This window comes from Paenibacillus sp. FSL E2-0177 (assembly GCF_037992975.1).
GTDB lineage: Bacteria > Bacillota > Bacilli > Paenibacillales > Paenibacillaceae > Paenibacillus_AQ > Paenibacillus_AQ odorifer.
On record NZ_CP150307.1, the window covers coordinates 1,335,679 to 1,362,675 of the forward strand.

22 protein-coding genes are annotated in these 26,997 nt (G+C 44.9%); 14 read left to right on the forward strand and 8 right to left on the reverse strand.

The window, feature by feature from the left end:
• Positions 1-3: 3 nt before the first annotated feature.
• Entirely contained in the window at positions 4-1,059 is a 1,056-nt protein-coding gene (locus MHI25_RS05920; protein ID WP_076129530.1) for a GIY-YIG nuclease family protein, read from the reverse strand.
• 169 nt (positions 1,060-1,228) lie between these two features.
• On the opposite strand from MHI25_RS05920, the gene MHI25_RS05925 reads away from it, so the two are divergent.
• Positions 1,229-2,023 carry a hypothetical protein gene (locus MHI25_RS05925; RefSeq protein WP_076129529.1) on the forward strand — a complete coding sequence of 265 codons (795 nt, stop codon included), beginning with the start codon at positions 1,229-1,231 and terminating at the stop codon, positions 2,021-2,023.
• 1,560 nt (positions 2,024-3,583) lie between these two features.
• On the opposite strand, the gene MHI25_RS05930 is transcribed toward MHI25_RS05925, so the two are convergent.
• Together MHI25_RS05930 and MHI25_RS05935 are read right to left on the reverse strand one after the other, a co-directional pair.
• Positions 3,584-4,555 carry an S-layer homology domain-containing protein gene (locus MHI25_RS05930; protein WP_076129528.1) on the reverse strand — a complete coding sequence of 324 codons (972 nt, stop codon included), beginning with the start codon at positions 4,553-4,555 and terminating at the stop codon, positions 3,584-3,586.
• Between the two features lie 85 nt (positions 4,556-4,640).
• Positions 4,641-5,432 carry an SDR family NAD(P)-dependent oxidoreductase gene (locus MHI25_RS05935; RefSeq protein WP_076129527.1) on the reverse strand — a complete coding sequence of 264 codons (792 nt, stop codon included), beginning with the start codon at positions 5,430-5,432 and terminating at the stop codon, positions 4,641-4,643.
• A gap of 186 nt (positions 5,433-5,618) precedes the next feature.
• Between MHI25_RS05935 and MHI25_RS05940 the strand changes: the two genes are divergently transcribed.
• The 4 genes from MHI25_RS05940 (at position 5,619) to MHI25_RS05955 (ending at position 9,525) form a co-directional block, all read left to right on the forward strand.
• The gene (locus MHI25_RS05940) at positions 5,619-7,598 is read left to right on the forward strand and encodes a translation factor GTPase family protein (RefSeq protein ID WP_340395110.1); all 1,980 of its coding nucleotides are present in this window, start codon (positions 5,619-5,621) and stop codon (positions 7,596-7,598) included.
• A gap of 61 nt (positions 7,599-7,659) precedes the next feature.
• The gene (locus tag MHI25_RS05945) at positions 7,660-8,148 is read left to right on the forward strand and encodes a hypothetical protein (RefSeq protein ID WP_076282041.1); all 489 of its coding nucleotides are present in this window, start codon (positions 7,660-7,662) and stop codon (positions 8,146-8,148) included.
• A gap of 61 nt (positions 8,149-8,209) precedes the next feature.
• A complete protein-coding gene (locus MHI25_RS05950) occupies positions 8,210-8,737 on the forward strand; it encodes a GNAT family N-acetyltransferase (RefSeq protein WP_340395111.1) in 528 nt (175 codons plus the stop codon).
• 308 nt (positions 8,738-9,045) lie between these two features.
• Positions 9,046-9,525 carry a hypothetical protein gene (locus MHI25_RS05955; RefSeq protein ID WP_339171874.1) on the forward strand — a complete coding sequence of 160 codons (480 nt, stop codon included), beginning with the start codon at positions 9,046-9,048 and terminating at the stop codon, positions 9,523-9,525.
• A gap of 141 nt (positions 9,526-9,666) precedes the next feature.
• On the opposite strand, the gene MHI25_RS05960 is transcribed toward MHI25_RS05955, so the two are convergent.
• A complete protein-coding gene (locus MHI25_RS05960; protein WP_340395112.1) occupies positions 9,667-10,230 on the reverse strand; it encodes a CGNR zinc finger domain-containing protein in 564 nt (187 codons plus the stop codon).
• Between the two features lie 220 nt (positions 10,231-10,450).
• Between MHI25_RS05960 and MHI25_RS05965 the strand changes: the two genes are divergently transcribed.
• From MHI25_RS05965 to MHI25_RS05995, 7 genes are all read left to right on the forward strand, one after another.
• Positions 10,451-10,945 carry a DinB family protein gene (locus MHI25_RS05965; RefSeq protein WP_036686798.1) on the forward strand — a complete coding sequence of 165 codons (495 nt, stop codon included), beginning with the start codon at positions 10,451-10,453 and terminating at the stop codon, positions 10,943-10,945.
• A 300-nt stretch (positions 10,946-11,245) separates the two neighbouring features.
• Positions 11,246-13,006: a sensor histidine kinase gene (locus MHI25_RS05970; protein WP_038569068.1), complete on the forward strand. Its 1,761-nt coding sequence runs from the start codon at positions 11,246-11,248 to the stop codon at positions 13,004-13,006.
• Positions 13,003-13,791 carry a response regulator gene (locus MHI25_RS05975; protein WP_339246747.1) on the forward strand — a complete coding sequence of 263 codons (789 nt, stop codon included), beginning with the start codon at positions 13,003-13,005 and terminating at the stop codon, positions 13,789-13,791. The genes MHI25_RS05970 and MHI25_RS05975 overlap by 4 nt, the downstream gene beginning before the upstream one ends.
• Positions 13,792-13,902: 111 nt before the next feature.
• Positions 13,903-15,225 (forward strand): extracellular solute-binding protein, encoded by a 1,323-nt coding sequence (locus MHI25_RS05980; RefSeq protein WP_076100035.1) that lies wholly within the window; start codon positions 13,903-13,905, stop codon positions 15,223-15,225.
• Between the two features lie 101 nt (positions 15,226-15,326).
• Positions 15,327-16,208, forward strand: coding sequence for a sugar ABC transporter permease (locus MHI25_RS05985; RefSeq protein WP_036686803.1), 882 nt, complete (start codon positions 15,327-15,329; stop codon positions 16,206-16,208).
• Between the two features lie 13 nt (positions 16,209-16,221).
• Positions 16,222-17,112, forward strand: coding sequence for a carbohydrate ABC transporter permease (locus MHI25_RS05990; protein ID WP_076187513.1), 891 nt, complete (start codon positions 16,222-16,224; stop codon positions 17,110-17,112).
• 121 nt (positions 17,113-17,233) lie between these two features.
• Positions 17,234-17,428: a hypothetical protein gene (locus MHI25_RS05995; protein ID WP_036686806.1), complete on the forward strand. Its 195-nt coding sequence runs from the start codon at positions 17,234-17,236 to the stop codon at positions 17,426-17,428.
• Between the two features lie 26 nt (positions 17,429-17,454).
• Here MHI25_RS05995 and MHI25_RS06000 read toward each other — a convergent pair whose 3' ends face one another.
• The 3 genes from MHI25_RS06000 to MHI25_RS06010 form a co-directional block, all read right to left on the reverse strand.
• Positions 17,455-17,940 carry a hypothetical protein gene (locus tag MHI25_RS06000; protein WP_248547872.1) on the reverse strand — a complete coding sequence of 162 codons (486 nt, stop codon included), beginning with the start codon at positions 17,938-17,940 and terminating at the stop codon, positions 17,455-17,457.
• Between the two features lie 96 nt (positions 17,941-18,036).
• Positions 18,037-18,168 carry a cortex morphogenetic protein CmpA gene (gene cmpA / locus MHI25_RS06005; RefSeq protein ID WP_094903512.1) on the reverse strand — a complete coding sequence of 44 codons (132 nt, stop codon included), beginning with the start codon at positions 18,166-18,168 and terminating at the stop codon, positions 18,037-18,039.
• A 64-nt stretch (positions 18,169-18,232) separates the two neighbouring features.
• Positions 18,233-18,595: a hypothetical protein gene (locus MHI25_RS06010; RefSeq protein WP_036686808.1), complete on the reverse strand. Its 363-nt coding sequence runs from the start codon at positions 18,593-18,595 to the stop codon at positions 18,233-18,235.
• A gap of 120 nt (positions 18,596-18,715) precedes the next feature.
• Between MHI25_RS06010 and MHI25_RS06015 the strand changes: the two genes are divergently transcribed.
• Complete coding sequence (locus tag MHI25_RS06015; protein ID WP_081383508.1) at positions 18,716-19,177, forward strand: SprT family protein; 462 nt, start codon at positions 18,716-18,718, stop codon at positions 19,175-19,177.
• Here the strand turns inward: MHI25_RS06015 and MHI25_RS06020 are convergent.
• The gene (locus MHI25_RS06020) at positions 19,167-19,805 is read right to left on the reverse strand and encodes a pentapeptide repeat-containing protein (RefSeq protein WP_076187509.1); all 639 of its coding nucleotides are present in this window, start codon (positions 19,803-19,805) and stop codon (positions 19,167-19,169) included. The genes MHI25_RS06015 and MHI25_RS06020 overlap by 11 nt on opposite strands.
• Before the next feature lie 203 nt (positions 19,806-20,008).
• Here MHI25_RS06020 and MHI25_RS06025 point away from each other — a divergent pair, with 203 nt between their 5' ends.
• A complete protein-coding gene (locus MHI25_RS06025; RefSeq protein WP_340395113.1) occupies positions 20,009-26,818 on the forward strand; it encodes an S-layer homology domain-containing protein in 6,810 nt (2,269 codons plus the stop codon).
• The last annotated feature ends 179 nt before the right edge of the window (positions 26,819-26,997 follow it).

Genomic DNA, 26,997 nt, shown 5'->3' on the forward strand with positions numbered 1-26,997 from the left:
TTTTTAATTATAGGAATGAGAAGGAACCGCATTTAAAAAAATCTGCAACAGCTCATTTACCGAAGCCTCCATATTGGAACGTTGCTCAGCTGCAAGCCAATCCTCTTGAATGATGATATAGCTGCAGGAGCTGCTTTTTAAATAGCTGTATATTATTTGTGCTTCGTCAATTTCATGGCGGCCGATCGCTGCCGGGGTCTGATTGGGTTCACTGTGAAAAGTGGTCATAATCGCTGACTTTATTGCCGCTTGCAGGTGGGTGATATCCGGTTGATCATATTGTAGCTTGGTATGGGACAGGATACGGTTGCCCTTGAGCAGAATGAGTTTAAGCGTCTGTTCATTCATGGCCTCAAGAACAGCAATATTCTGATTCTCTTGAGCGAATTCGATGACCTTCTCTTTGTGAATCAGGAAGCTAACAGCTCCAATATAATCCCTGTATTTGGCGGCGGTTTCGAAGTCATAGTGCTCCGCGGCCACTGCCATCCGTTGCTCCATTTCCTCGAGGATGCTGGAATCTGAGCCGTTTAGTAAGCCAATGACCCGATCAATAATTTTATTATATTGAACAGCGGCATCTCCGCCTGCACACATCCCAATGCATAGGCCAAGCGAATGGTTTAGGCATAGGGAATTTTTAAAGCTAGGGTTGCTGCAAAGGATTTTTGAGCTTTCTTTAATGCCTTGTACTGCCCGTTCAACCGTGCTTCTGCTTGTATAGGGACCCAAAACCTGAGTGCCTTCTTTGACCGCAGGATCATACGTAATCTCTAACGAACGTATTTTTTCATTCGCTCCTATTACGATATAGGTATAAGCCTGCGGATTTTTCATTTTTTTATTGTACATGGGTTTGATCTCTTTAATTAATTTGCATTCCAGCATAAAGGCTTCGAATTCGGTATCCGTAAGGATGATTTCCAGATCTTTAATATTTCTTACAAGCTGCTTAACCTTTGGGGAATGAGATTTTGAGTTTTGAAAATAAGATTGGACTCTCCGTTTTAACTGTTTTGCCTTGCCAACATATATAATATGACCGAGATTATCCTTCATGAGATAAACGCCGGGAGTTAGGGGAAGGCTTTTAAGTTTTTCTGTTAAATGAATGGTAACCCCGCCCTCTCATAAGAGTTGTATGATTGATAGTTTTAGTATAAGCTTGCAACCTTCATTTGTTCAAATCAGTCTAAAGAGTGAAGGATCGAAGCTAAGGAGGGATATTATGTACTTCGCAAAAAAAATCGGTGGGCTGGCGCTGATAGCAGCAATGTTATGGCTTACAGCATGTAGCGGAACGCCAGAAGCAGGGACGGAGCCGAAGCAGACGCCAGAGCATTCACAAGAGCAGACGCCAGTGCAGACGCAAAAGCCGATACCCGAGCAGGCACCAGAGCAGACACAAAAGCAGACGCCAGAGCAGACATCAACTGCACAGTCAGCGGCTACTACGGAATCACCACAGGAGACTGAGACATCAAGTACGGGGCAGCCGCAGGATCTAGAGGGATTACCGCCATCAGTTGAGGAAGCAGCGACGACGGTTATAAGGTCAATTAAAAACAAGGATATGAAGCAATTAGCGGCATGGGTACATCGGGATAAAGGGCTACGTTTCTCTCCATATGCATACGTGGATACAAAAAATGATCTTGTATTCACCCGGGAGGAAGTAGAAGGATTAATGAATGACTCTACCAAAAGAGTCTGGCGAACATTTGCTGGCTCCGGTGATTTAATCGAGCTGACATTTGCAGATTACTACAAGCGGTTTGTTTATGATGCGGACTTCATTCAGAAGGCCGAAATTGCTGTGAACAAGGGGCTTGGGCAAGGGACGACGATCAATAACTTAAACGAAGTGTATCCTAAGGAGCAATATGATTTCGTTGAATATCATATTGCTGGCATCGATCCTTCTGTCGAGGGAATGGATTGGCGCAGCCTGCGTCTAGTCTTCGAAAAGATCGGAGAAGACCATGCATTAGTCGGCATTATTCATGATCAATGGACGCCTTAGCTTACGGACCCAGATGATGCTATTATGGACGCCTTAGCTTACGGACCCAGATGATACTATTATGGACGCCTTAGCTTACGGACTCAGATGGCGCTATTATGGACGCTGTTTGCCTGCTTCAACTTATTATTCACGTCCGTTGGTATACGCTGATCCTTACGGACCCAAATGACGTTATTCGCGTGTTTTTAGCGATTAGAGCACAGTTTCGGACTCCAGTGCAGCTATTCATTACAAAAAGGCACATTTATGGTGCTTTTTGTGCCAATAGCGACGATGGAGTCCTTTAGTAGTCCAAATGTGCGATTATACTGCGAATAAGGTCATCTGGGTCCGATAGCTACTGCAACCCCATCCGCTGCAAATCCATCTGTTGCACACCTAACTGCTGCACACCTAGTTGCTGCACACCTAACTGCTGCACACCTAGTTACTGAACACCTAGTTACTGCATACCTAACTGCTACACACCCATCTGCTACGTTCGCATACCGCAAACATTGGAGCATCGCTGACCTGTATTTTGTTTTTGGCTACCTGCTTTAGCGGATTTTCATATCCATTGATATACGCTGAGCCTAACGGACCCAGATGACGCTATTCGCGTGTTTTTAGCGATTAGGGCATAGTTTCGGACTCCAGTGCAGCTATTCATTAGAAAAAGGCATATCTATGGTGCTTTTTGTGCCAATAGCGACGGTGGAGTCCGATAGTATCGTGAAATTGGCATTTTTCTGCGAATAAGGTCATCTGGGTCCGATAGCAGCTGCGTCCGTGCAAATATGATCTAATCTCGCGAAGTTTGATGTTCATCCCCGTCAAGTAGCTTTATGCACACAAAAATGATCTAATCGCTGGAAGTTTGATGTTCATCCCCGTCAAGTAGCTTCATGCACACAAAAATGACCTAATCGCTCGAAGTTTGATGTTCATCCCCATCAAGTAGCTTCATGCACACAAATATGATCTAATCGCTCGAAGTTTGATGTTCATCCCCGTCAAGTAGCTTCATGCACACAAATATGACCTAATCGCTCGAAGTCTGATAATCATTACTGCCAAGTAATCAGCATTTCTGCCTGAGTTAGCTTGCGAACCCAGCGACGTTATTTGCAAATTTATTGCGATTGGAGCACAGTTCGGGCCCAGTGCAGCTATTCGTTAGAAATAGGCCCATATTGGATGTTTTTTAAGACAATAGCAATTATGTAGTCCGATAGCGGCTGCATCCGTTACCTAATGAATCAGAGTTTGGAGTTGGGATAAAGGGCGAAGGAACAACAAACAAGGGATGCTTCAGTAGCCATATGATGGCTTTTGAGGCATCCCTTATTTGCTTATAAAAATGAACTTAGATACCTGAGGAAAGGAAGAGAGGCGAAGGGGAACTCTGGAACTGTAAGAGCGATAATGCCCTCCCTATAGCTTTCCACAGGAAAGCCATCTTCGTAAGCATAAGCTTCTCCGTATCTCAGCCGTCATAAACGGTAGCTGGAAATCCAAATATTCACCGCAGCTGCGACTGACCCTTAACTCTAAAACCCTCAAGTTCGATTTATATTATTGTGCCGCGCTAGACGAATAAGAGGCGGAGCCAGTTACAGGTTGAGCGATAGCTTTGTATCCATCTGGCAGATAAGTGGCAACAGATGCTTTTGTGATCACCTGCGCGTACATTTTCCCTGGTTCAGGAGCAGTCACGTTAAAGTAAATCACAGCTGTATTGTCTTTACCAAATTCGATTCGCTCAATCACCAGCCCATACCCGGGGTTAGGTAGATTATTAACGGTAAGGGTGGCTTTATTTACGCCTTCACCCGCTTTGGTCAACGTAACCTCTGTTTCGTAGGTTGGAGTAGTGGGACTGCCATTAGATACAATTACACGTTTAGCAAAAGCGGCTGCATCATAGATCAGAGCGGCTGCTTCAGAGCGGGTAATAGCATCATTTGGCCGGAAATTACCGTTCTTATCGAGTGTGGCAATATGTGTATTCAGCAGAATCTGGAGACTATTTATAACCTCAGTAGAGAGTTTATCGCCATCCTTAATATCTACATACATCAGCGTAACAGGGAAGTTACCTTTACTTTGCAGCGCTTGCGTCAATAAGTGCGCGAACTGAGCACGGGTGATTGTTCCGTTAGGATCCACTGTCCGGTCGAGTGAAAGGCCATTTTGCTTGGCAGTCAGGAAAGCCGAAGCATACCAGGCCTTGTCGTTCACTTTATCAAAATAATCACTCGCTTTGGAAGAACTACTACCTGCCGCTGGTTGCGGAGTCAGATTCAGACCCCCAACGATGAATTGTATCCCTTGCGCAAAGCTTACTTTAGATTTAGGAGCAAACTTATCTTTGTCTACTCCGTTTATAATCCCCTCTTTATGCAAAGAGTTGATTTTTGCTTCCGCAGGATCACCTTTCAAATCTGAAAAAGCAAAAGCGGATGCCCCAAAAGACACACTCGCTGCCAAAATGCCGCAGGCTATAGTCATTTTTTTAGCGTTATTTATGAATAATGGTTTTTTCATTTGCGTCACCTCCATACTCTTAGATGGTAGATTAGACCAAAATGTTGCATAGAATTTAAAATATTATAACGGTTCAAGTAAAATATTATCCACGCAGTAGCGATTCGGCACCATCTACATAAATTTCAGTTCCCGTCACATGAAAAGATTCATCCGATGCGAGAAATAATACCAGATTGGCAACCTGCTCAGGCTTACCCGGTGCATTTTCCAGCGGATGATTACCTTCCGGAAATTCCACAGGAATCTTCACTTCTTGAAGATCATCGCTTTTATACGTATTATCTCCAATTTGTGTATCGATTGATCCAGGACAGATGGCATTTACACGGATGCCGTATTGCGCCAGCTCTAGTGCAGCCATTTTCATAAAAGCAACTTGTCCTGCCTTGGAAGATGAGTAAGCGGAAGCGCCAATGTTCGAGAATACTCGGTTGCCGTTAATGGAGCTGGTGATAATGATGCTGCCGCCATTTTCTTTCATGTGGGGGATGGCGTATTTTACTGTGGCAAAGGTGCTGCGTAGGTTGGTATTCAGTGTCTGGTCCCAATCTTCGATTTCTAGTGTTTCGATGGGAGACCATGTACCATTAATGCCAGCATTGGCAAAAACAATATCAATCTTCTCGGCCGCCTCCCCAACCTTACGAATACTTTCTTCGACCAGACCTGGATTGGAGACATCGCATTCAATTACTGTTGCTGTACCGCCAATAGATTCAATCTCACGTTTAGTTTCATAAGAATCCTCGGGAGTGCGGTCAAGCATATATACCTTAGCTCCCTGTTGGGCAAACCGTATCGCTGTAGCTTTTCCAATACCGGAACCAGCACCTGTAACCACTGCAACTTTATCCTGTAAACGTTTATCTGTCATGATGAATTTCCTCCTCGGCGTTAGATTTCTTATTTAGTAATTACATACCCGGCATAGCTGAATCTAACCATTTGAACTGGAGGGTGGAACAACGTGGATGGATATATTACTATGGAACATAAGGATGTAAATAATATAAATTCAGATAAATTTAGATAAATCTAGCTCATGATAGGGGAACTATAGATGATTCAGCAGCAGGGAGCAGAACGGATTAATGTGGGGATATTTGCCCATGTGGACGCCGGGAAGACAACAACAACGGAGCATATTTTGTATGAAAGCGGTCGCATTCGAGAGCTTGGCAGCGTAGATACGGGGACGGCATTGACGGATTCTATGGATGTGGAGCGGCAGCGGGGGATATCCGTACGGGCGGCATTGGCTTCTTTTGCTTGGAAAGGTGTGCAGATTAATCTGGTCGATACCCCGGGGCACGTCGATTTTCTGTCCGAAGTTGAGCGGTCTTTGCGGGTGATGGATTGTGCGGTGCTTGTTCTTTCAGCCGTGGAGGGTGTGCAGGCCCAAAGCGAGATGATCTGGAACGCGCTGCGCAAGCTGGGAATCCCCACACTTATTTTTGTGAACAAAATGGATCGTGTAGGTGCTGACCCTGAAGCTGTGCTGGCAGAGGCGCGGAATTATTTGTCTAGTGATATTATTCCAGTTCAGCAACCCATCGGCAAAGAGAAGGAGTACATAGGAGCAAGAGATTTATGGGAGAATGAAGCTGATGCTAACAAGCGAACAGAATTATTAGAGGCTTTAGCTGAACGGGACGAAGAGCTGTTGGAGAAGTATATGTCAGGTAGTCCGATTGATTTGGCTGAATGGAAAAAATATATGAAAACAGCCTCCTCATCAGGTCGCTTTTTTCCGATGGTTTATGGCGTCGCCGCCAAGGGGCTTGGGATTACTGCCTTGCTGGATGCGATGGTTGAGTATTTTCCGCGCGCTGCTGGGAATGTGGAGGGTCCGGTGTCAGGCATCGTATACAATATTCAACGTGATAAAAGTATGGGACGGATGGCGTTTGTCCGCCTGTATGAAGGGACGATCCGTAACCGCGATACGCTGATGAATTATACGCAGGATATTCAGGGAAAAGTGACCCAGATCCGCAAGGTCGAAGGTGGTCGGACCGAGGATGTCGGAGCGCTTGAAGCGGGAGATATTGCTGTTATCTATGGTCTTTCCGGGGTGCGCATCGGAGATGTGCTCGGCCATCCGGGGGCCATTCCGGAGGAGGCGAAGCTGGCTGTACCTCTGCTAACGGTGCGTGTATTCTGGGAGCCAGATATGGATGACCATAAGGTTATCGGGGCGCTGCAGGAGCTGGCGGATGAAGATCCGCTTTTGGATGCGCAGTGGCTGCAGGATGAGCGGGAGCTACATATCAAAGTAATGGGACCGATTCAGCTGGAGATTCTGAACAGTGTTCTGGAGGAGCGATATGCGCTGAAGGTTACTTTCGGTCAGCCTTCTGTCATTTATAAAGAAACGCCAGCCCGTGCAGGGGAAGGTTTTATCGCCTATACGATGCCGAAACCGTGCTGGGCGATTCTACGCTTTCAGATTGAGCCTGGACCTCCGGGCAGTGGTTTAGTCTATGATTCGATAGTGCGGAGTTCCGATCTGCTGCCGCAATACCAGAGCGAAACCGCACGCCGTGTACCGGAAGCCCTACAACAGGGCTTGCACGGCTGGGAGGTTACCGACCTTAAAGTGACCTTGACCGAGGGACAGCATCATGTATGGCATACCCATCCGCTGGATTTTGCTGTGGCGACTCCGATGGGAATTATGGACGGACTCGCTCGGGTAGGCACTAAGCTTCTGGAGCCGATTCTGCAGGTTCGCATCGTGGTTCCTGAGGAGAATGGTGGACGGGTGATGAACGACCTCGTGCAGATGCGCGGCACGTTCGAGCCTCCCGTGCTGCAAGGCGAACGGATGATTATCGAAGGACGTCTGCCGCTGGCAACGTCACTCGATTATCCTGTCAGCTTAAGCTCCTACACGAAGGGGCGCAGCACGTTTACTTCTTTTTTTGCCGGCTATGAAGAATGTCCACCAGACGTATCTGCTGAGCGCACCCGCCGGGGCGTGAACCCACTTGATCAGGCGAAATATATATTAAGCGTGCGAAAGGCACTGCAAGGGTAAATTGAGGTAGAAGGACTATTGAGACTAATAGGCAGGGTGAAGACAAAGGAGCGTGTCAGCGATGTTAGTACTAAGATATACTCAGAAATTATTAAAAGATATGAAAGTAGCTCCAGTAGAAGTAGAAGACATCTCCTCCTTTTTTAGTTGGCATGTGAATATTATGCAGCTCAGAAAAAAACATATTTTATTTGTACATGATGCAAGCCGGTTATGTATATTATTGGATGGAATAAGAAGTGGTCAAGCTGATAAATTGGTTGAAAAGTTCAAAATAGAACTTAAGGAGTATTTATTGCAGGAGGGTTTTAAGAAGCAGCTCATAAATCAGTATTTATTAGAGGCCGGAGAAATCACTATATCCCGTACAAATAATAAAAGTGTACTTGGAACAATGAATGAAATAACACTATACAATTCGGTAGCTCAAAGTGATTTCAGCAGCTTGCTTGAGAGGAATAAGTGGTTGAACACTATTATATATAAACCTATTGATTATAAAGAGCCCATTAATGTCTTTAGAGAATCCTTAAATAGTTACTATTCATAAGCAAGTACTGTCAATCTTGGACTAGCTGAAGCTTTTATCGGAAATCTGAGGGGGAAATAAATTGAAGATTAGAGAAGCAACAGCTAGTGATATAGACGGGATCGCTTTTGTCCACGCTGCGAGTTGGAAAACCACGTACAGAGGGCTAATTTCGGACGAGTTTCTCGATAAAATCACCGTGGAAGCAAGAAGAAAGCTCTGGATTCGGAATTTTGAAAACCCCAATAAAGACGAGGTTATGTATGTGGCCGAAGATGGGGCTGGGACGATTATTGGTTTTGCAAATGGAGGAACGCGAAGAGGGTCAGATCTCTCTGATCTCTATGATGCGGAGCTATATGCACTCTATTTGCTTAAGGAACAGCAAGGAAGGGGTCTTGGAAGGCAACTCATAAGAAGCGTAGCACAGAATTTATTGGAGAAAAATTATAGCTCGTTCATGACTTGGGTGGTAACAGGAAATCCCGCGATTCATTTCTACCACAAAGTGGGTGGGCAATCTGTTGCGACAAAAGAAGTGAAGATTGGGAATGAGATTGCTGAAGAGATCATGATCGGGTGGAGGGATATTGGGGTTGTTGGGGATTAAGAGCCAAGGAGAGCGATGTGCAGAAGCTTTTAACTGTATTTTGTACAACTATAATCCTGCAAATAACCCGCCAAAGGATATAACTGTATTTCGTACATCTATTTTTGTGATTTATTACTCTATGGGCACATTTTATAGTTTTTAAGTGTACAGAATACAATTAAAGTCCTGATGATCCCCTTTGGATGCGGAATAAGTGTATGAAATGCAGTTATTTTACGAGTTCATAAAGCTCCGTGCACAAAACTATCTAGAGAAGGCCAGGTTTTTTTCGCTAAAAAATAGGATGAGTTAAAGGTTGTGAGAAAGTGAGTGATAAACAAGCACGGCTATTACGTATGGAGCAACTGAAAAAAAGAGTGAAAATAGAAAACCCACTAGGTTCTCTTTACAGTGAGTGTATCGAAGCTTTAGGTCCCAACACAAGAATATATAGTTTAGAAAAGTCGTCCGAGATTGTATCTATGATGGAGAGTATAGTTAATTTCACACAGTGGGCGCGGATTGACTGGGAATCTATTGATCAAAAGAAATCCTTTAACACGCCGGAAGAATTGAAAGACATAGAATCTATTTTATTGCGTGATAACTATTTTATTGTGTGGAATGAGATCAATCTTCCGGTAGTGGAAACTAATTTAAATAATATTATAAATAACTTCAATGATGTTATTGCTGTTGGATTTGATACATGGATTATAAATATGGATAAAGGAATTATCATTGAAAGCTATCACGAGGGGGATCTGACAGTGGGTTGGATCACGCCTCCCTCACTACCAGCTTAACCATAGGCTCTAATGGATGCATAGAGAGTGAAAAATGTACGTAATTCACACTGCGCTAATAACCTCAAGTTTATTCTTCCTACACGGAACAAGCTTACATTAAGTATAAGAGTTTTAATATAAACTATTAGCCTATAGACTCTATTCCCCCTCAGACTCAGCCTTCTTCCGCGCCCGGAAGCGCCGCACCTTCATAAGGTTGCCACAAGCTTTGTCATCGCAGTACCGCTTGGAGCGGTTGCGTGTATCATCATAATAGACCCAGAGGCAATCGGGATTCTCGCAGATGCGGAATCTTGTGGGTTCTTTTTCAAGCAATGCTACGGCAAAAGACGCCGCAATCTCCGCCATCACCTGATCCCAACCGCTATGGATTGGCAACAGCTTTATTTCCGCTTGCTCGTCGCTTTTCCATACAATTCGCCGTGTAACAGGACCCTTGTCCAAATAGATATTGAGCTGTTCAAGCATTTCTCCATACACTGTGTTTCCTTGCACAATAGCCTGTACCCAGTTCCATAGTAGTGAGCGAAGCTTTTTAAGCTGCGCCATTTCTATCGTGTTCGGCATCTGTGTTTCTAAAAGAGAATACTCCTTCAGCCATTTAAAAACCCATTCTTCTTCATCGAGCCTGTCCCGATCTTTATTCTTATCACCTGTTCGCCAATCCCGCCAGTAGCTGTTAATGAAATCCTCCCACAACACGGTCTGTTCATCCTTTCCGATTCAACGCTCATTACAAATCATTGTAACAGTTAAAAATAAGTTTAGCTAGTTACTTGAATACAATCTGGAAATATGCTACATTTCTTTTGTAACCACTATATTATGATTTAAGTCGTTACATATTAGTTCGCTTTGAAGTAGTTCTTTTTGAAGCTACACCATGAAGTTTATGTTTACACAAATTTTTAGGAGGTTGAACATGCAAAATAAAATCAGTGAGGTCTTGCTCCAAAATTGGGATTATTGCATGGATATCGAGGATTGGGCTCCGCCGCTTAGCGATGCGCTGGAAGGTGTGGATAGCAAACAGGCTCTCTGGAAGCCAGAGGGTGGGGCGGCCAATTCTATCTGGGAAACGGTTAACCATCTAACTTATTATAAGGTGCGTTTGCTGCGAAAGCTAAAAGGGTTGCCCAAACAACCCGATGCTGAAAGCAACGATGATACCTTTACTGTAACAGCTGAAGGAGAAGAAGCATGGGCGAAAGCCGTTGCAGACCTGAAGGACGTGCATGCTGCTCTTAGAGAAATCATTGAAGCGTTGGAAGAAGGCGCGTATGATTGGGGCGGTTCGGGTCATGCGCCAGGGGAAGAGGTAATGAGCCTTATCCTACACGATTCTTACCATACTGGACAAATTATTATGCTGCGTAAATTGCAGGGTTCATGGGTGTCCAACCGTAGTTTTAATTAGAACCTCCACATTTAAAAATACAAGCCGTACACTGCTATTCCGGTATACCCGGGTCAGCGGAGGTACGGCTTTTTTTGTGCAACTCTGGTAGGCACGAGTATATATTCTATATTGTTTTTTTTGGTTGATTTGGATAAATTAAAACGCGATATGGATATGGGCTCAGAAACTAATCACTGATATCATATAATCCAAAGGCCGAATTAACAAATAACTAGAGCTGCAGATGATTCCTGAAGATTTAAGGGTCATCTTTTTTGATGAGGAATCAAGTCTATCAGGCGGAAGGGAGTGTAAAGATTGACGAGGTTTGGACAGTTAAACACATTGCGTAATCAAATTTTCCTGGGTTTTATGTTTGTCATGGTGATCGTACTAGCCACGGTTGGTTTTTTTATGTACGGGCAAGTTTCGGTTCTATTACGCAATAGTGCGGAGAAGCACATTGAACAGACTGCAGTTCAGGCAACGGGCAAATTGGATGTACTGATCCGGCAGATTAATACGTTGACGGCGCAAGTGGCAACCAACGCCTCCATTCAGCGATTGCTCGCTCAAGAGGCCGAAGGAAAGCCGATCAGCTTCGCCGAACGTCAAACCATCCAGCAGGAAGTACGTAAATATGAGGCGTATGCGACAGGGATTCGTTCCATTGAGCTGTATGCAGGTGATTATCAGAAATTACTTTCGGTTGATGACGCCAGCCTGAACAATCGAGTATCCGAAGAATGGATCAGCCGGGTGGACGAGGGCAAAGGACGTCTCGTATGGTTTGGACTTGACCCGCGGAATTCGGATATCGTCATTGCGATTCGTAATATTAGGCTGATTGATCATTCATTCACGAAAGCTGGCTATATTATGGTTCAAATTGAGAAAAGTTACTTCCAGCTTACGGATGAGGTGGACAGCTCACAGGCGGAAACGCGTGAATTAATGAGATTATTTGATGAAGCGGGACGGCAAATTTCTTCCGATTTTTCCGTAAATGTCAATGCAAATAAGATACTGGATCATGGAGGAGAAAAGGTTGAGGTTGGCGGAGAAGACTACATTGTAATTCAGAAGCAGTCCAAGGCAACAGGCTGGAGGCTAGTAATCCTCACTCCAGTTGACTATACGACAGAGGGGATATCTGTCCTTCGTACAGCGATCATCGTATCCGGTGTTGTTGGCAGTTTATTGTTTCTCATCTTTACTTTTATTTTATCCACGATGATTACACGGCCCATACTGAATTTGATAAAAGTGATGCGCGGTTCACGATTTGGAACCTTGAAACCGATTTCAGTCACTTCTACCACTATGGAGATCAATGAGCTCAATAATACTTACAACCAGATGGTTCACTCTCTGAATGAACTAATTGAAGTCGTCTATCAGAAGGAGATCGTCCAGAGTCGCACAGAATTAAAGGCACTTCAGGCTCAAATCAATCCGCACTTTCTATTTAACACATTAGAAGCATTCTACTGGGCCCTCGATGAAAAAGGTGAGGAGGAATTAGCTCAAATTGTGGTTGATATGTCGGGGCTTTTTCGTTATGTCATCAATCGAACTGATGATGATGAATGGGTGACTATCGGCGATGAGCTCGACCATGCCGAAAGATATTTGAAGATTATGGAGATGCGTATGCTCGACAGGTTATCCTGGCGGATTGAGTCAGATGAAGCTTGCCGAAGTGTTCCGCTACCGAAGCTGTTAATCCAGCCTCTTGTCGAAAATGCGATTCTTCATGGCGTAGAGCAAAGGGTTGGACCGGGGACAGTCATGCTAATTGTCAGACCCTCAAGTCGTCCGGGATATACATTGGTTACGGTAACTGACGATGGTCCAGGGATGGATGCAGCAAAGATATCGTCTATCTATCACACTATGGAAAAGGGGAGCATGAGGTCTTCCAAAGGGACTGGGATTGGTATTGCTAATATAGAGCGGAGACTGAAACTCAGTTACGTAGACAATACGGACGGGCTTGAAATACGAAGTGAAGAAGGTTATGGAACTAGCATCTCTTTTGAAATACCGAATGAACCTGGAGAGGGGAAAAACACGTGAAAACTATACTCATCGTAGATGATGAACCGAGAACAAGAGAAGGGGTTCGTAAAACATTAGAAGCCTGGTCATCCGGTCAATATCGCATCGAAACCGCAGCAAGCGGTGTTGAGGCACTGGCATGGCTGCAAAATAACGAAGTTAATCTACTTATTACCGATGTGCGCATGCCTGAGATTGGAGGGCTAGAATTAGTTGAAAAGCTGAACGAAATGCCTCATTCTCCAGTGGTTATTGTGATCTCCGGGCATCCTGAATTTGACTATGCACAGAAAGCCTTGCAGTTTGGTGTAGTTGAATATTTACTGAAGCCACTCGACAAAACGAAGCTGGTCCGAGCAGTGGAATTAGCATTGAAACGCAAGGATGATATTTATCGAATCGAACAAATGGAGAAGCTGATCGATCCCAAGCTTATGGAAACGGTACAGCAGGAGAAAGTGTATAGCACTCAAGTGCGTGAGGCACTCCAATACTTAGACGAACATCTTCACGAATCGATATCCATGCGTGATATAGCGGATCAATTACACATGAATGCCAGCTATTTCAGCGTCCTTTTCAAAGAGCAGACGGGACTGACTTACAGTGAATATGTAACGAGAAGGAGAGTACAACGAGCCAAAGAACTACTGGTGAGCACCCGGCTGTCCATTGCTGAAATCGCGGAACAAGTAGGCTATCAGACTGCCAAATATTTTGTGAAGGTATTTCGTGCACTCGAAAATGTTAGTCCAGGGCAATACCGGCAGAACGTCATGACCACGGAGGAAAGAATCCAATAATAGTGGTATTAGTCCCAATCCTTATGACCTTACGACATCATGGGATCCAAGCTACAATTTAGTTAAGCGGTTACAAGGCCGCTAGACAACAATAGAAAAGGGGTTGTAAGCGTGCGCAATAAAAAATGGACAATATTGTTCTTAACGATGTGCCTCGTTCTTGTCACAGCTGGTTGTGGTCAAAAAGATAACAATGCAGGTGAATCTAAAGGTAGTGCAAATGGGGGAAGCGACAAAGTCACCGTTAACTTCATGCATTTATGGCCAGAAGGTGTTTCTGCCGGACAAAATAAAATTGTTAATCAAATCATTAAAGAATATCAAACAGAGCATCCCAATGTTGTGATCAAGCAAGAGGTTCTGGACAACGAGCAATACAAAAATAAGTTGAAGGTATTATCTGCTTCTAACGAATTGCCAGACGTTGGGGTAACTTGGGCCGCTGGCTTTTTGCAGCCATACGTTGAAGGAAATCTCTTCGCTCCTGTAGATGACTTGTTGAATGGTGAATTAAAAGACAAGTTCGTCGCAGGAACTACAGAAGCTTATGCTATTAACGATAAAACGTATGCGCTTCCACTTGAGTTTAACATCGCACCTATCTACTACAATAAAGCTATTTTTGAAAAATATAATCTTGAAGTTCCACAAACCTACGATCAGTTTAAGCAAGTTGTAAAAACACTATCTGAAGGGGGCATTGCACCGATTGCTCTCGGCAATAAGGATCGCTGGACAGGATCGCTTTGGTATATGTATCTGGCTGATCGGATCGCAGGCCAACAGGCACTTGCAGGTGCGATCAGTGGATCAGGCTCATTTATGGATGAAGGATTAGTAAAGGCGGCATCAGAGGTTCAATCACTTGTAGACAGCAATGCATTTGTTAAGGGATTCAACGGTTTATCAAATGAAGAGGCAAAATCAGAGTTCGTAAATGGCAAGGCGGCAATGTACATGATGGGATCATGGGATCTGCCAAACTTCACAACCAATGAAGAAATTCCACTGGAATTCCGTAATAGTGTTGGTTTCTTCAAATTCCCGACAGTGGAAGGCGGGAAGGGAGACATTAACAGCTGGGTAGGTGGACCAGGTGTAGGATTATTTGTTGCTGAGAACTCTGAGGTAAAAGAAGAAGCAAAATTATTCGTCGAGTATTTCGTGTCCAAATGGGGAGAGCAATCCGTAACTGGAGCAGGCGTTATTCCAGCTACGAAGGTGGACACCGCCACACTGGACCTACCACAGCTATACATCGATTTGTTTAACGAAATGAACAAAGCTAGCAGCATCACTTTATTCGCAGATGTTCAAATGCGTGCCAATGCAGCAGAAACGCATCTGAATATGATCCAGGCTCTTTTTGGCAAAGCGGTGACGCCAGAGAAGTATTCCGAGGAGCATGACGCAGCCATCTCCAAAGGCAACTAAAGCTTCGACAACTAGGTGAAGGGGACAATTAGCTTATCCGGCAGCGTGATGCCGGATAAGCCTTTCCTCAAACGGTTTATGAAGGAAAGGAGTCGGACACTTTGGATAAAGTGATGTCTAACAAAAAAATAATCGCGTTATATGTATTTCCCGCCTTGCTTCTCATTCTGGCTATTGTATATATTCCGATTGTTCTAACGGGTTATTATGGACTGAATAAATGGAATGGCATAGGTGCTCTGACTTTTATCGGATTTGATAACTATAAAGCTTTGCTAACAGACCAAACCTTCTGGAATAGTGCTTGGCATTCTCTGCAGTTAGCGTTGTTTTCTACCCTAAGTCTCATTATTTATTTGGCAATTGCTATGGTATTAGCCGCCCGGATCAAGGGAGCTAACTTGTTTCGCAAAATATATCTGATTCCGATGCTGCTATCGTCCGTTGCGATTGCGCAGCTTTGGCTAAGAATTTATCATCCGACGAACGGAATTGTGAACAGCTTATTAGTATCCATTGGTTTTGCTAATCCTCCTGCATGGCTTGCAGAGCCTACATTAGTTTTGTTTGCTTTATTTATTCCCATTCTGTGGCAATATGCTGGTTTCTATATTCTGATCTATTACGCAGCACTCAAGAATATCCCGACCTCTCTGGAAGAGGCAGCAAAGATTGACGGAGCCTCTGCCTTACAAATCGCTTGGAAAATAAAGCTTCCACTCGCAATGGAAGTCATTAAAGTTACGATTGTTCTGGCCGTTGTAGGTTCTCTGAAGTATTTTGACTTAATCTTTGTTATGACGGATGGAGGTCCTAATGGCTCTAGTGAAGTGATGGCGTCTTATATGTATCATCAGGCTTTTCGGGCTTATGATTTTGGCTACGGGAGCGCAATTGGTTTCTTCCTGCTCGTCATCTGTCTCGTCATTACTTGGGTCATTCGCAAATTAACTGCTACGAAAGATTCGATCCAATACTCATAAGGAGGGGCGCTTCATGATGTCTGGAACTGCAGGAAGGCTAGAAATCGGGCCAAAGCCAGGCGGCGCAGGTGCGGAGATCACACGTAAATTAGGCTACTCATTGCTATATATCGTGTTGATTGCCGTTGCTGCTCTGCAATTGTTTCCGCTTGTATGGCTGCTGTTTTTCTCATTAAAAAATAATCAGGAAGTGTTCAACCTTCCTGCTCTATCGTTGCCGATGAATCCTCATTGGGAGAATTACGCGAAGGTCTGGAATGTAGGGAACATCAACGTGTATTTCTTCAATAGCGTATGGATTACCATCGTGGCTACGGTGTTAACGGTTATCTTCGGGAGCTTGGTTACGTATGCAGTTACCAGGATGAAATGGAAGGGAAGCTCGTTCGTACTGGGATTGTTTATGGTAGCGATGATGATTCCTGTTCACTCCACGCTTATTCCGTTATTTAGTATATTCAATAAGATTGGCTTAACGGATCACCCTTTGTCACTTATTTTGTCTTATGTCGCTTTTAATATGCCGATAACGATTATGATTTTGCTGGGTTTCTATTACGCACTGCCACGCGAAGTGGAAGAGGCTGCAGTAATTGATGGTTGTTCCGTGAACAGAATGTTTTTTAGAATTATACTTCCTATGACAAGCTCGGTGATCGCGACTACAGCCATTATTAATATGATCTATAACTGGAACGAATTTATTTTTGTAAACACATTTATTAGTTCTGATTCTTACAAGACGCTGACCGTGGGGGTGCAAAACTTCATTGGTCAATATACGACGGATTGGGGTGCGATCGGGGCAACGCTTATGATCAGTATTTTGCCTATCCTGATTACATTCCTGTTCCTCAGTAACCGTATCGTTGAGGGAATTGCGGCGGGTTCGGTTAAAGGGTAAGTAGAAAGAAGACCTGAATTTCTCAGCTCGAAAAGCTGAAGAGAATTCCGGTCTTTTTTTTAATCCAATCTAGAATTTTGATTCAATCTTGAAAGCCTCGGGTTAATGGAGGCTATCAAAGATGAACATTCGAAAGGAGAGATTGCTGATGGAACCGGGCTATAAGGATAGAAGTGTTGAAGTGGAGCATAGGGAGGTACAACGGAAATCGGATTCCAGCGTTGTCGCATCTACCTTTATTAAATATGCTGCTTACATTATTATATTTTTTGGTTTTCTGTTCTTTTTGGTTAAATATGTATTTCCTAAGTTTTAATAAGGATTGATTCTTAAGGCGGAGTCTTATTGTTTCTCTGCGATGATCTTTTTTATTACTGCTATAGTTTCTGGTGCAGCATTCTCCAGCATAAACTCAATTGCAGCGAACTGCCGCATAACGTATCTGTGCTCAAGCTTTTCTAAAGGGTTGAAAAAGCCTTCTGGATAATCGATAATCTTCAGATCCCGCTCCGTGACCTGTCCTATGTATTCAAAGGCGTATTCGAATGTACCTTCCGAAATATATAAATCGACGATTTCTTCAATTCGCTTGCGATCAATATGATCCACGACAGTTAGATAATTAGGTGCACTCCAGTAGGCCCCATTTAGACAAGCACCACTTTGGATGTAGTCTTGTCGGATCGCTTCGATGTTCTTGAAGGTGTAGAAATCCGATGCCCAGCGGGAGCGGTCAGGGAATGTGACTATGACATAGAGATTATAATTATCCTCTTCCTCAGTCTCACTTTCCGGAGACAGCTGTATATGTCTTGTTCTACTGATCATGATTATAAGTCCCCTTTCTTAACAAAAGCGGATACCGTCTTTTTAAAAGACGATATCCGCTGCTTTAAATATGACCTAGATCTTAATCATCCGAGGCTATAACTTCATCTCATTACTCGATTCCGCAGAATTACGATAAAAGAACCAGCACTCATTCAGCAGCTTGATCTGACGGCGGTCTTTTTTGTAATAAGCTTTCATTAGCTGATGGCAGAGCCACTGTGGCAAGCGAATCCCTCCTCTAACAACTTACGTAAGTTAGAATATGGAGAAATAAGCCTAAAGGTGCGGATTACAGTAGGCTTTCTGCTTCCTCTTCGTACCACTGCTCCAATTGAGCCTGTAGTGCTCGTATCTCAGTAAGCAGGGAGATCAGTGGGTAGTTCTTCTGCTCTTGAACAGAGGCGAAGGCTTGTTCCAATCTATTGATATAATCCAGACCGGACTCCAGGGAGTAATCCTCACGTAACAGATCCAGCGAATCGCACTCGGCGATGGCTAAGGGCAGATCCGGAACATTATCGGCTGTCAGCTTGTCGATTTCTTTGTTCAGGCGTAAATTGAGCGCACTTAGTTGGTACGCATATTCCTCAGGCATTTCCACGAATTGTAATTCTTGATTTTGCTGCAAAATTACATACCGCATTTTCGGCATTGTTCATTCTCCCTCCGTACTTGTCTTCCTTCTTGACAGTTTAGCCTATGCACAAGTTACAATTCAAGTAGAGATCTTATTTCCCGTGGAAAGGACTTGTGATAGAACGCTATGGAAACTATGAGCAACGAAGAGCTGCAGCTGTGGATTGAGCAGGTATCACGGGACAGCTTTGGCGTGCCGTTTAGGCATAAGGCCAGCTTTAACAGCCGGTTGTCCTCAACGGGTGGCCGATATTTTACCAAAAGCCATAATATAGAGATTAATCCCCATCAGCTTGCCATGTTTGGCAGAGAAGAGACGGAGCGGATTATAAAGCATGAGCTCTGCCATTATCATTTGCATTTGGCTAAGCGAGGGTATATGCATCGTGACGCTGATTTCAAAAGCCTGCTGGCGCAAGTCGGCGGAAGCCGCTACTGTCAGACACTACCGGGTGCAAAAGCTCGGAAGCCGCTGCCCTATCGATATAAGCTTGTATGCAGTGCCTGTGCCATGGAGTATCCGCGTAAGCGAAAAGTAGACCCTAAGCGTTATCGCTGCGGTAAATGTTCGGGCAAGTTGAAGTTATTTATTTTATAACCAAACCTAATAATCCGACAAAAGAAACAGCTTGCTGAGGCGAAATGATGCATCCTTCTAAATCTTTGATATCCACGATCAAGCCACTGAACTCGCAGTCACTAAGGTCGATCCCATTAAGCTTTGATCCTGACAATGTGGCTTGATCCATATTACACTCGCTGAAGCTGATTTTTTGGAAATTTGACTGATAGTAGTCGGAACTCATTAATGAACTGCTCTCAAAAGCAACCTGCTTCAGATTAGCGAATCGAAACGTAGCAAAATCCCCGATACAATCTACTACCCGAACATTCTGGAATCTGCCTCTTGTAAAGTCTGTGCCGATGAGCTTGCAGTTTCTAAATTCAGTTCGATGAATAATGCCATTCGTAAAATCCACATTGGATAGATCGCAGTGATCAAATATCACGTCCATAAGCTCGATCCCAGTTAGGGAGCACTCCGTAATCGTTACATTTTTAAAAATCACGCGATCGAAGCTGACCTTATTAGCCTCTTGATTATCAATAACCGTATCGCTGATGCTGCAACAGCTGAATTCGTCTTTAGTTTGCAGTGAATATATTTGCTCAGGAAGAAGAGAGTCAGGATCTGCTATTTTTGGCGAATCAATTTTGAAATTCATAGGTACCTCCGTTTGTTTACTCCTTGCGGGTAGCTAAAACTAACTATCATCGCGTTAAACCGATTTGTCAATCTTCATGAAGGTTGTAGGGATTGGATATCCGTACAAATACACCTTTTTCTGGATAAAATCGCACATCGTTTTGTAAGCGTTACCAAACTAATATGAAAAGGAAGTCCATATTAATTAGAGGGGGCACATGTATGAAACGAATCAGGTCCGCAATGGCGGGTCTGCTCGCGCTGCTGCTGATTTTTTCAAGCTTGCCTGTAATGGGAACCGGTAGTGGTTCCGTGGGAGCAGAAGGGGTTGGAGGAACAGGCGCTGAGCAAATTCCATCAGGTACGGTACTCATCAAGAATAAGTGGAAAAACAACTTTTTATATGAGACATCCGCAGGAATCGTGCGTTATGGCATGACCAATCCAGCCGATGCTTCAGCGCATTGGACGGTTGAGACGGTGAACGGGCTGTCACGAATCAAGAATGTGAAGACAGGCCATTACATTACAATGGCTGGTAACAACGGCAAAGAGGATTCACTTAAGGCGGCAGAACGCCAAGGTTCAGGAAGTGTTGCGGATCAGTGGCTAATCGATACTTCCAATCGCAATGGATACATGATCATCCGAAGTGCGACTGTGCCAGAGGGGAAATTGGTTATCCACGAGGAGAATCAGCTTGGTTATGCGCAAGTAAGCTCGGATATCAATGTTACGTTTGAGAGTCCGCAGTGGGCTTTTATAGATCTAAATGCAGCACCTGTACGGCTAGAGAGTCGTCTCCGCCCCGGTCAGGTAATGTATGAAAGTGAAGGGAATGTTCTTTACGGTAAACAGCCTGTCAGCAATGAAGCGGCCCAGTGGTATCTTGAATCAGGGACGGATGACGGAACAGTAAGGATTCGCAACCGTGCGACAGGTCATTATATTAAGCAAAATGAAGTGACCTGGGCGGGGGTTTTTTCGCAGGAAGTCGATATGGATCATGTGAAGCTAAGTGAATGGGTCCAAGAGCATGCACCAGGCCCTGATGGGACGGGCTTCATTACCCTTCGTAACAGTGGTTTAACTGAAGAGGGGAGTCCATTATGGCTAAATTCACAATTCAGCGATGACAATAATGTGCGATCTAACAGCTGGCCGGGTTCAGCCTCTAATCCAAGCGCGCAGTGGAGAATCGTGCCTATTTCCGAATTACAGCCTGTACGACTGGCAACTTACACGGATGCACAAGTGGCTACAGATTTCTTATATGAATCCGCAAACGGCGAGCTTAAGCATGGAATTATTGCGCCAGATGCCGCTAACACCTCTGACTATCTATGGTATATAGAAGATTATGACGGCAATAAGCGTATTCGTAATGCGGCAACCGATCATTATGTTTCTTATAGTGAAGGTACTGCCAAGGCCTTGCAGATTAGCGGAAGTCAGCCGTCGGATCAATGGATTTTTAATGATTCCGATGATTATGATGATTACCAGACGCTTCAGAATCTCGAAAGTACAGGCATTTATTTGTCTACATTGGGTGGAGAACATGCGGGTGCGATTGGGGATGCGACTTCTTTGAGCGCTCAGTGGCAGCTTTTAGATCCTAACACACCGACTGACGGCACCGTGCCCTATTACCGGATTCAGAATGGCTGGAAGTCATTTTATTGGTATGAGAGTGTTGATGGTCTTTTAAAATATGGAAATATGCAGAAGGACGGCTCCGATCAGTGGCTCGTGGAGAAATATAACGGCCGCAAGCTGTTCAAAAACAAGAAAACAGGCCATTACATGAACACGATGAATATGCCAAATGGCCACCTTCAGGTCACAGAGCTTCCAGACAGAAATCATGTGGAACGAGAATACATCTGGACAGGCAAAAATGTTGGGAACAACACCTACGTAATCAGTAGCGTTCTCGACAAGGAACCTAATAAAATCCCAGAGAAGTATATTTCACTTCAAAACCTCACTAAATATGCTGAGTACGGAGTGATCAATCCAGGTTGGGGCAGTCCGCAGTGGAGATTTGTTCCGGTCACCGAGAAAAAACAAGATTTGTTCCGTTTTCAGCTAGATGCTGTAAATGGAGAGGATCAATATCTTAAGGACGGTCCTTTGCTGACTTCTCCAGCTGCAATAGAGGAATTGCCAGAATCCAAGACGGTTACTGAAGCTGTCTATGCTGACCAGGACTCTGCACACTCTAACCAAAATCTTGCACCTCTAGCAGCTGCCAACGAGGATGTAACAGTAGGCCAGGCTACTTATGGTCCACTTGATTTGAATGACGATTCCTTTGTCTGGCAGCTGCAAGAAATAGCCGGCAGCAATGGATCGGTGAAGATAAAAAATAAAGGCACTGGACGTTATCTCTCCCTTGAGCATATAGGTGGGGTTGTAGATGAGATTGATCCTAAAGTTAGCGTTCAGACTTTGCAAACAGTGTACGATGTATGGGCCAGCATTAAGTGGAAGGTTGATATGCAACCGTCCGGTGTGACTACCATTATGAGCTCATGGGCTGGTCACTATATCTATGGTGCGCCGGATGATAACGGCAACCCAATTCTCCGAATCAGTAAAGCTGCAGATACAGCGGAAAAAAGCAGTGCACATTTTACTGCTGAAGCGGTTGAAGCGATTGCTCCGCCACTGCCTGATTACCCTGTAAGATTCAAGAATGCAAGCAGTGGAGAGTATTTATACGAAAATGAGCATGGGGTTGTTCTGTACGGGCAGCCGTCAGCAGACAATGGATTTTCGCACTGGAATGTATCTGTGCAGGAGGGTAAACAGACGATCACCAACCGGGCAACAGGTCATTTTTTAACGCTGAATGGTGATTATTCATATTTGGAGAGCAGTAGTACAGAACCTGCTGTAGACGGAGCCTCTGCCTGGGAAGTAAGCTTGGCTTCCGATTATACACATTACACCATTCGTAGTCTCTTTGGAGAATACGACGATGAATTAATAAACATTGCCAATAAGACAGGATATGCTGAACGTGCGCTTTTGCTAGAAAGTGAGGGTACGGCACTATGGACACTTGAGGCAGCTCCACAGGAGTTTACTACTCCATCTGGAGAACTGCGTAATAACAATACAACAACTCCAGTTCAAGATGATACCAACATCATAACCATTGTACCGAAAGGCATGGCTGGTAAAGTATTGGCCGAAAAAGAGGGGGCTGTCCTATATGCAGATGCTTCCGATATGGCGGCTCAATCCCAGTGGCTGGTCCAGGAGATAAACGGACGCAAACGGATTATGAATGTTCAGACACAACATTATCTTTCGCTCAATGAATCGGGCCAAGTGGTCTTGTTAGCTGCTGGAGATACAGAAAGATCCCAATGGAAGCTGGAAGAGAAGTTAGGTTATGCTCTTCTGCTAAGTGCGAACGGAACAGGTCTTCTTTCTCAGAGCACATCGGCTGTTCAGCTTGGTTCTGCTGCAAATGGAACTGATAGTGAGCTCTGGAGCTTCTTACCTATCCCTGCTGATGCAATTTATGCAGGAGGAGAAGCATTCAAAGGGGAACGTGTTATACGGTTTGCAGTCAACGCCCAGCAGGCTGGGGAATACGATGCTGTTATTCGATACAAAAATACCGCTGCTGCCGCAACGGATCTGGCACTAGAGGTGAATGGATTAAACGAAGGGGGCAAGGTTAGTCTTGGCAAGTCTGCCTCTTGGAAGACTGTAGCGGTAAAACTGCAGCTTCGTGCAGGCATCAACACGGTTTCTCTAAGCAGTGACAACGTGGATTGGAGTAAAGTAACCCTTGATAGCCTGACCGTAAAAAACAGCGTAAACAAAACATACCGTGGAGCAACGGTTCCATATATCAGCTATGAAGCTGAGGATGCGGCAACAAACGGAACGTTGATTGGTTCGTCGCGGAAATATCTCAGCATGGCTTCCGAGGCTTCTGGACGACAAGCGGTGGCCTTAAAGAATACGGGAGATTATCTAGAGTTCAAGCTTGCAGAATCAGCTAACTCCATCGTTCTTCGATATTCTATTCCTGATAGTCCAGATGGGGCTGGTGCGGAAGAAACCTTGACTCTATATGTGGATGGAGTTAAGAAGCAGCTTAAGCTGACATCCAAATATGCTTGGGAATATGGCAGCTACCCATGGTCAAATGACCCTCGCCAAGGCAGTGGACACCGCTTCTTTGACGAAATCCATGCTCTGATCGGCGATGCTCCTGCCGGAGCAACTATTCGCTTAGAGAAGGGAACAGGAGACAACGCAGCTTCTTACGTCATTGACCTGGTGGATATGGAGCAGGTTGCCCCTGAGTTGGCTCGCCCGGACGGATTTATTTCCGTAACGGATTTTGGAGCGGGAGCGAATGATGAGGGAGATGATACCGCAGCCTTCAAGGCAGCCCTTGCCGAAGCGAATGCGACAGGTAAAGGTGTGTGGTTCCCGGCGGGTACCTTTAATGTCGGTGAGGGTCTGCTGGATCTGGATACCGCTGAAATACGTGGTTCCGGCATGTGGTATACAGTTCTGAATGGAGCTAAGTTTTATGGTCACGGCGGTAAGGTTGGTGTTTACGATCTGATGATTGAAGGCGGCATTAACGAACGGGATGATGAAGCGATCACCAACGCTTTCCATGGTGCTTTTGGCCAAGGTTCGATTATACAGAACGTTTGGATAGAACATACCAAAGCAGGCTTGTGGTTAACTCAGCCGATGGGTGAAAAGGCGCGTACGAATGGTCTGTACATGGCAGGTCTGCGGATCCGCAATCTTATGGCAGACGGAATTAACTTTGCCGTAGGGACTGGCAACAGCATGATGGAACAAAGTGACATCCGCTATCCAGGGGATGATGGAATCGCAATGTGGTCGTTTACTGACGGCAAGTTGACGGATGTGAATGGTACGGAACGTACACCGAGCTATAACAACACGGCACGTTTTAATACGATATCCTTGCCTTGGTTAGCGGATAACATTGTAATCTTTGGGGGGAAAGATAACAAAGTCCAGGACAACGTGGTAAAAGACACTGTGACTAATGGAGCCGGGATTGCAGTCTCTACCCGTTTCACCGCCGAGCCCTTCCAAGGAACAACGGTTGTGGAGCGAAATACCTTGCTTAGAACTGGCAGTTACGATTCCGGTTACGGCGTGAATCTGGGTGCGTTATGGCTTTATGCTGGTGAGAGTGATCTGAAAGGAAAAGTACTCATTCGCAACAATACGGCACTGGACAGCACTTATTCGGGGTTGATTGCTCAAGGTGATCTAGAGGGAGATACTCTCACTTCCATTGATGGAGTTGTGCTGACGAATAATGTATTGGATGGCGCAGGTACAAGCGGTATAGAAGTTACGAAAAATCTGAAAGGGAGTCTGTTGGTCGACAACATGATTATTCGTGGTGAACGGATGAACCTACTGACCAATGCCTCTCCTGACTTAAGCATTAAAGAACAAAATCAAGGAATAGCCTCAGCCATTAAACCGTTCTCTATCAAACTAGCAGATGGACAGAGCGGGCCTGTGATATTAGAGCAGGGTAAGTCAGCTACGCTTAAGGTACTAGATAAAGAAGGCAGAGATCTTACCGCACAAGCTACTCTAAATATTATGAGCAGTGAGATTGCTACATTTACCAACGACAGTCTTAATGGAATTCAAGCGGGAATCACAGACTTCACGGTAACTGTGGGCAACGAGAAGAGGGGATATACAATTGAGGTGCTATCACCTGGCGGGACAGATCCTGTAGACCCGATCGATCCTGTGGATCCAACAAGTACTCCTGGTCCAACAGACCCTACAGGGTCAGTGAACCCTGTTCAACCCGGCACACCGACGGCTACACCAGCACCTACGCCAGCAGCTAATCATGATGCGCAGCTAAAAGCTAAGGCGACTGCAGGGCAGGCTGTTATCGAGATTTCAGCTAACGGTGACGGCACAGCCCGGTTTAGTGCAGATGCTTTACGTAAGGCGGCGGCACTTAGCCCCAAAGCTGTGCTTGTTATTGAAAGTGGGGGGATGAGCTACCGCTTCCCGTTAGAGCTTGTGGAGAGTGTGCTCAAAGCCGCACAAATGCCGGCAGGCACACTGGAGTTCAATGTAAATTCGCTAAGCGGAAAAGGATTGGAACAACTGCTTGCCAAAGCTAAGCAGCAAGGCTTTACTGTGCAAGGAACACCGGCTAATTTCACTCTAAAGGTAACGGATGGAAAAACCTCTGTAGCAGCAAGCGGGTTCGGTACCACTTATGTAGATCGTACATTTATGCTTAAGGAGGCGCTGGATGCGAAGACAGGTGTAGTCCTTATTTACGATGAACAGACGGGTTCCTTCCGTTATGTACCTGCATTGTATGAGCCCGTTAATGGGATGACCAAGGTTACGGTTAAGAGCAGTATTGCGAGCGGTGTATTTGTCGCTGCGCTGCACCCTGTGACTTTTGGGGATATTGCTACACATTGGGCGAGAAATGAGATTGAGGGACTTGCCAGCCGACTGATCTTGACCGGACAATCCACAGATACCTTTGCACCTCAGAAATCTGTCAGTCGTGCCGAGTTCGCAGCTATGCTGATTCGATCGTTAGGTCTTGTAGCTGCGAACACGACGAAGACCTTCAGTGATGTGTCCGATTTATCTTGGTATGCAGCGGACGCCAGAGCTGCTGCAGCCTTAGGACTGGTTCAAGGCTATGAGGATGGAACCTTCCGTCCGAACGCCCCTATTACACGGGAGCAAATGGCTGTTATGGCAGCCAGAGCAATGAAGCTGCTGAATCTAAAAGCTGAAGGATCTAGAGCAATCGTTGCTACAGATGTTTTCACAGACGCTTCAACTATTTCCTCATGGGCTAAAGAAGCAGTGTCTGACCTGGTTGCAAAAGGCATTATGAAAGGTCAACCATCAGGCAGCTTTGTACCTAGCAGTGATACTAGCCGTGCAGAAGCCGCCGTAATTCTTGTACGGTTGCTTAGAGCAGCTGAATTATTGAATTAGCTACCGCGGTAGAAGCTACAATATGGCATAAGTAAAAAGACAGCAGAGCAGCGATCCTCCGGTTATTGGAGAATCGCTGCTCTGCGTTTTTGACGATGGCTGGCCTGCTATAAAAGCTTATGGGCAAGCGAAAGCTCATTGACTTTGAGTAACCCAATCACTTGCATAAACACCAACAC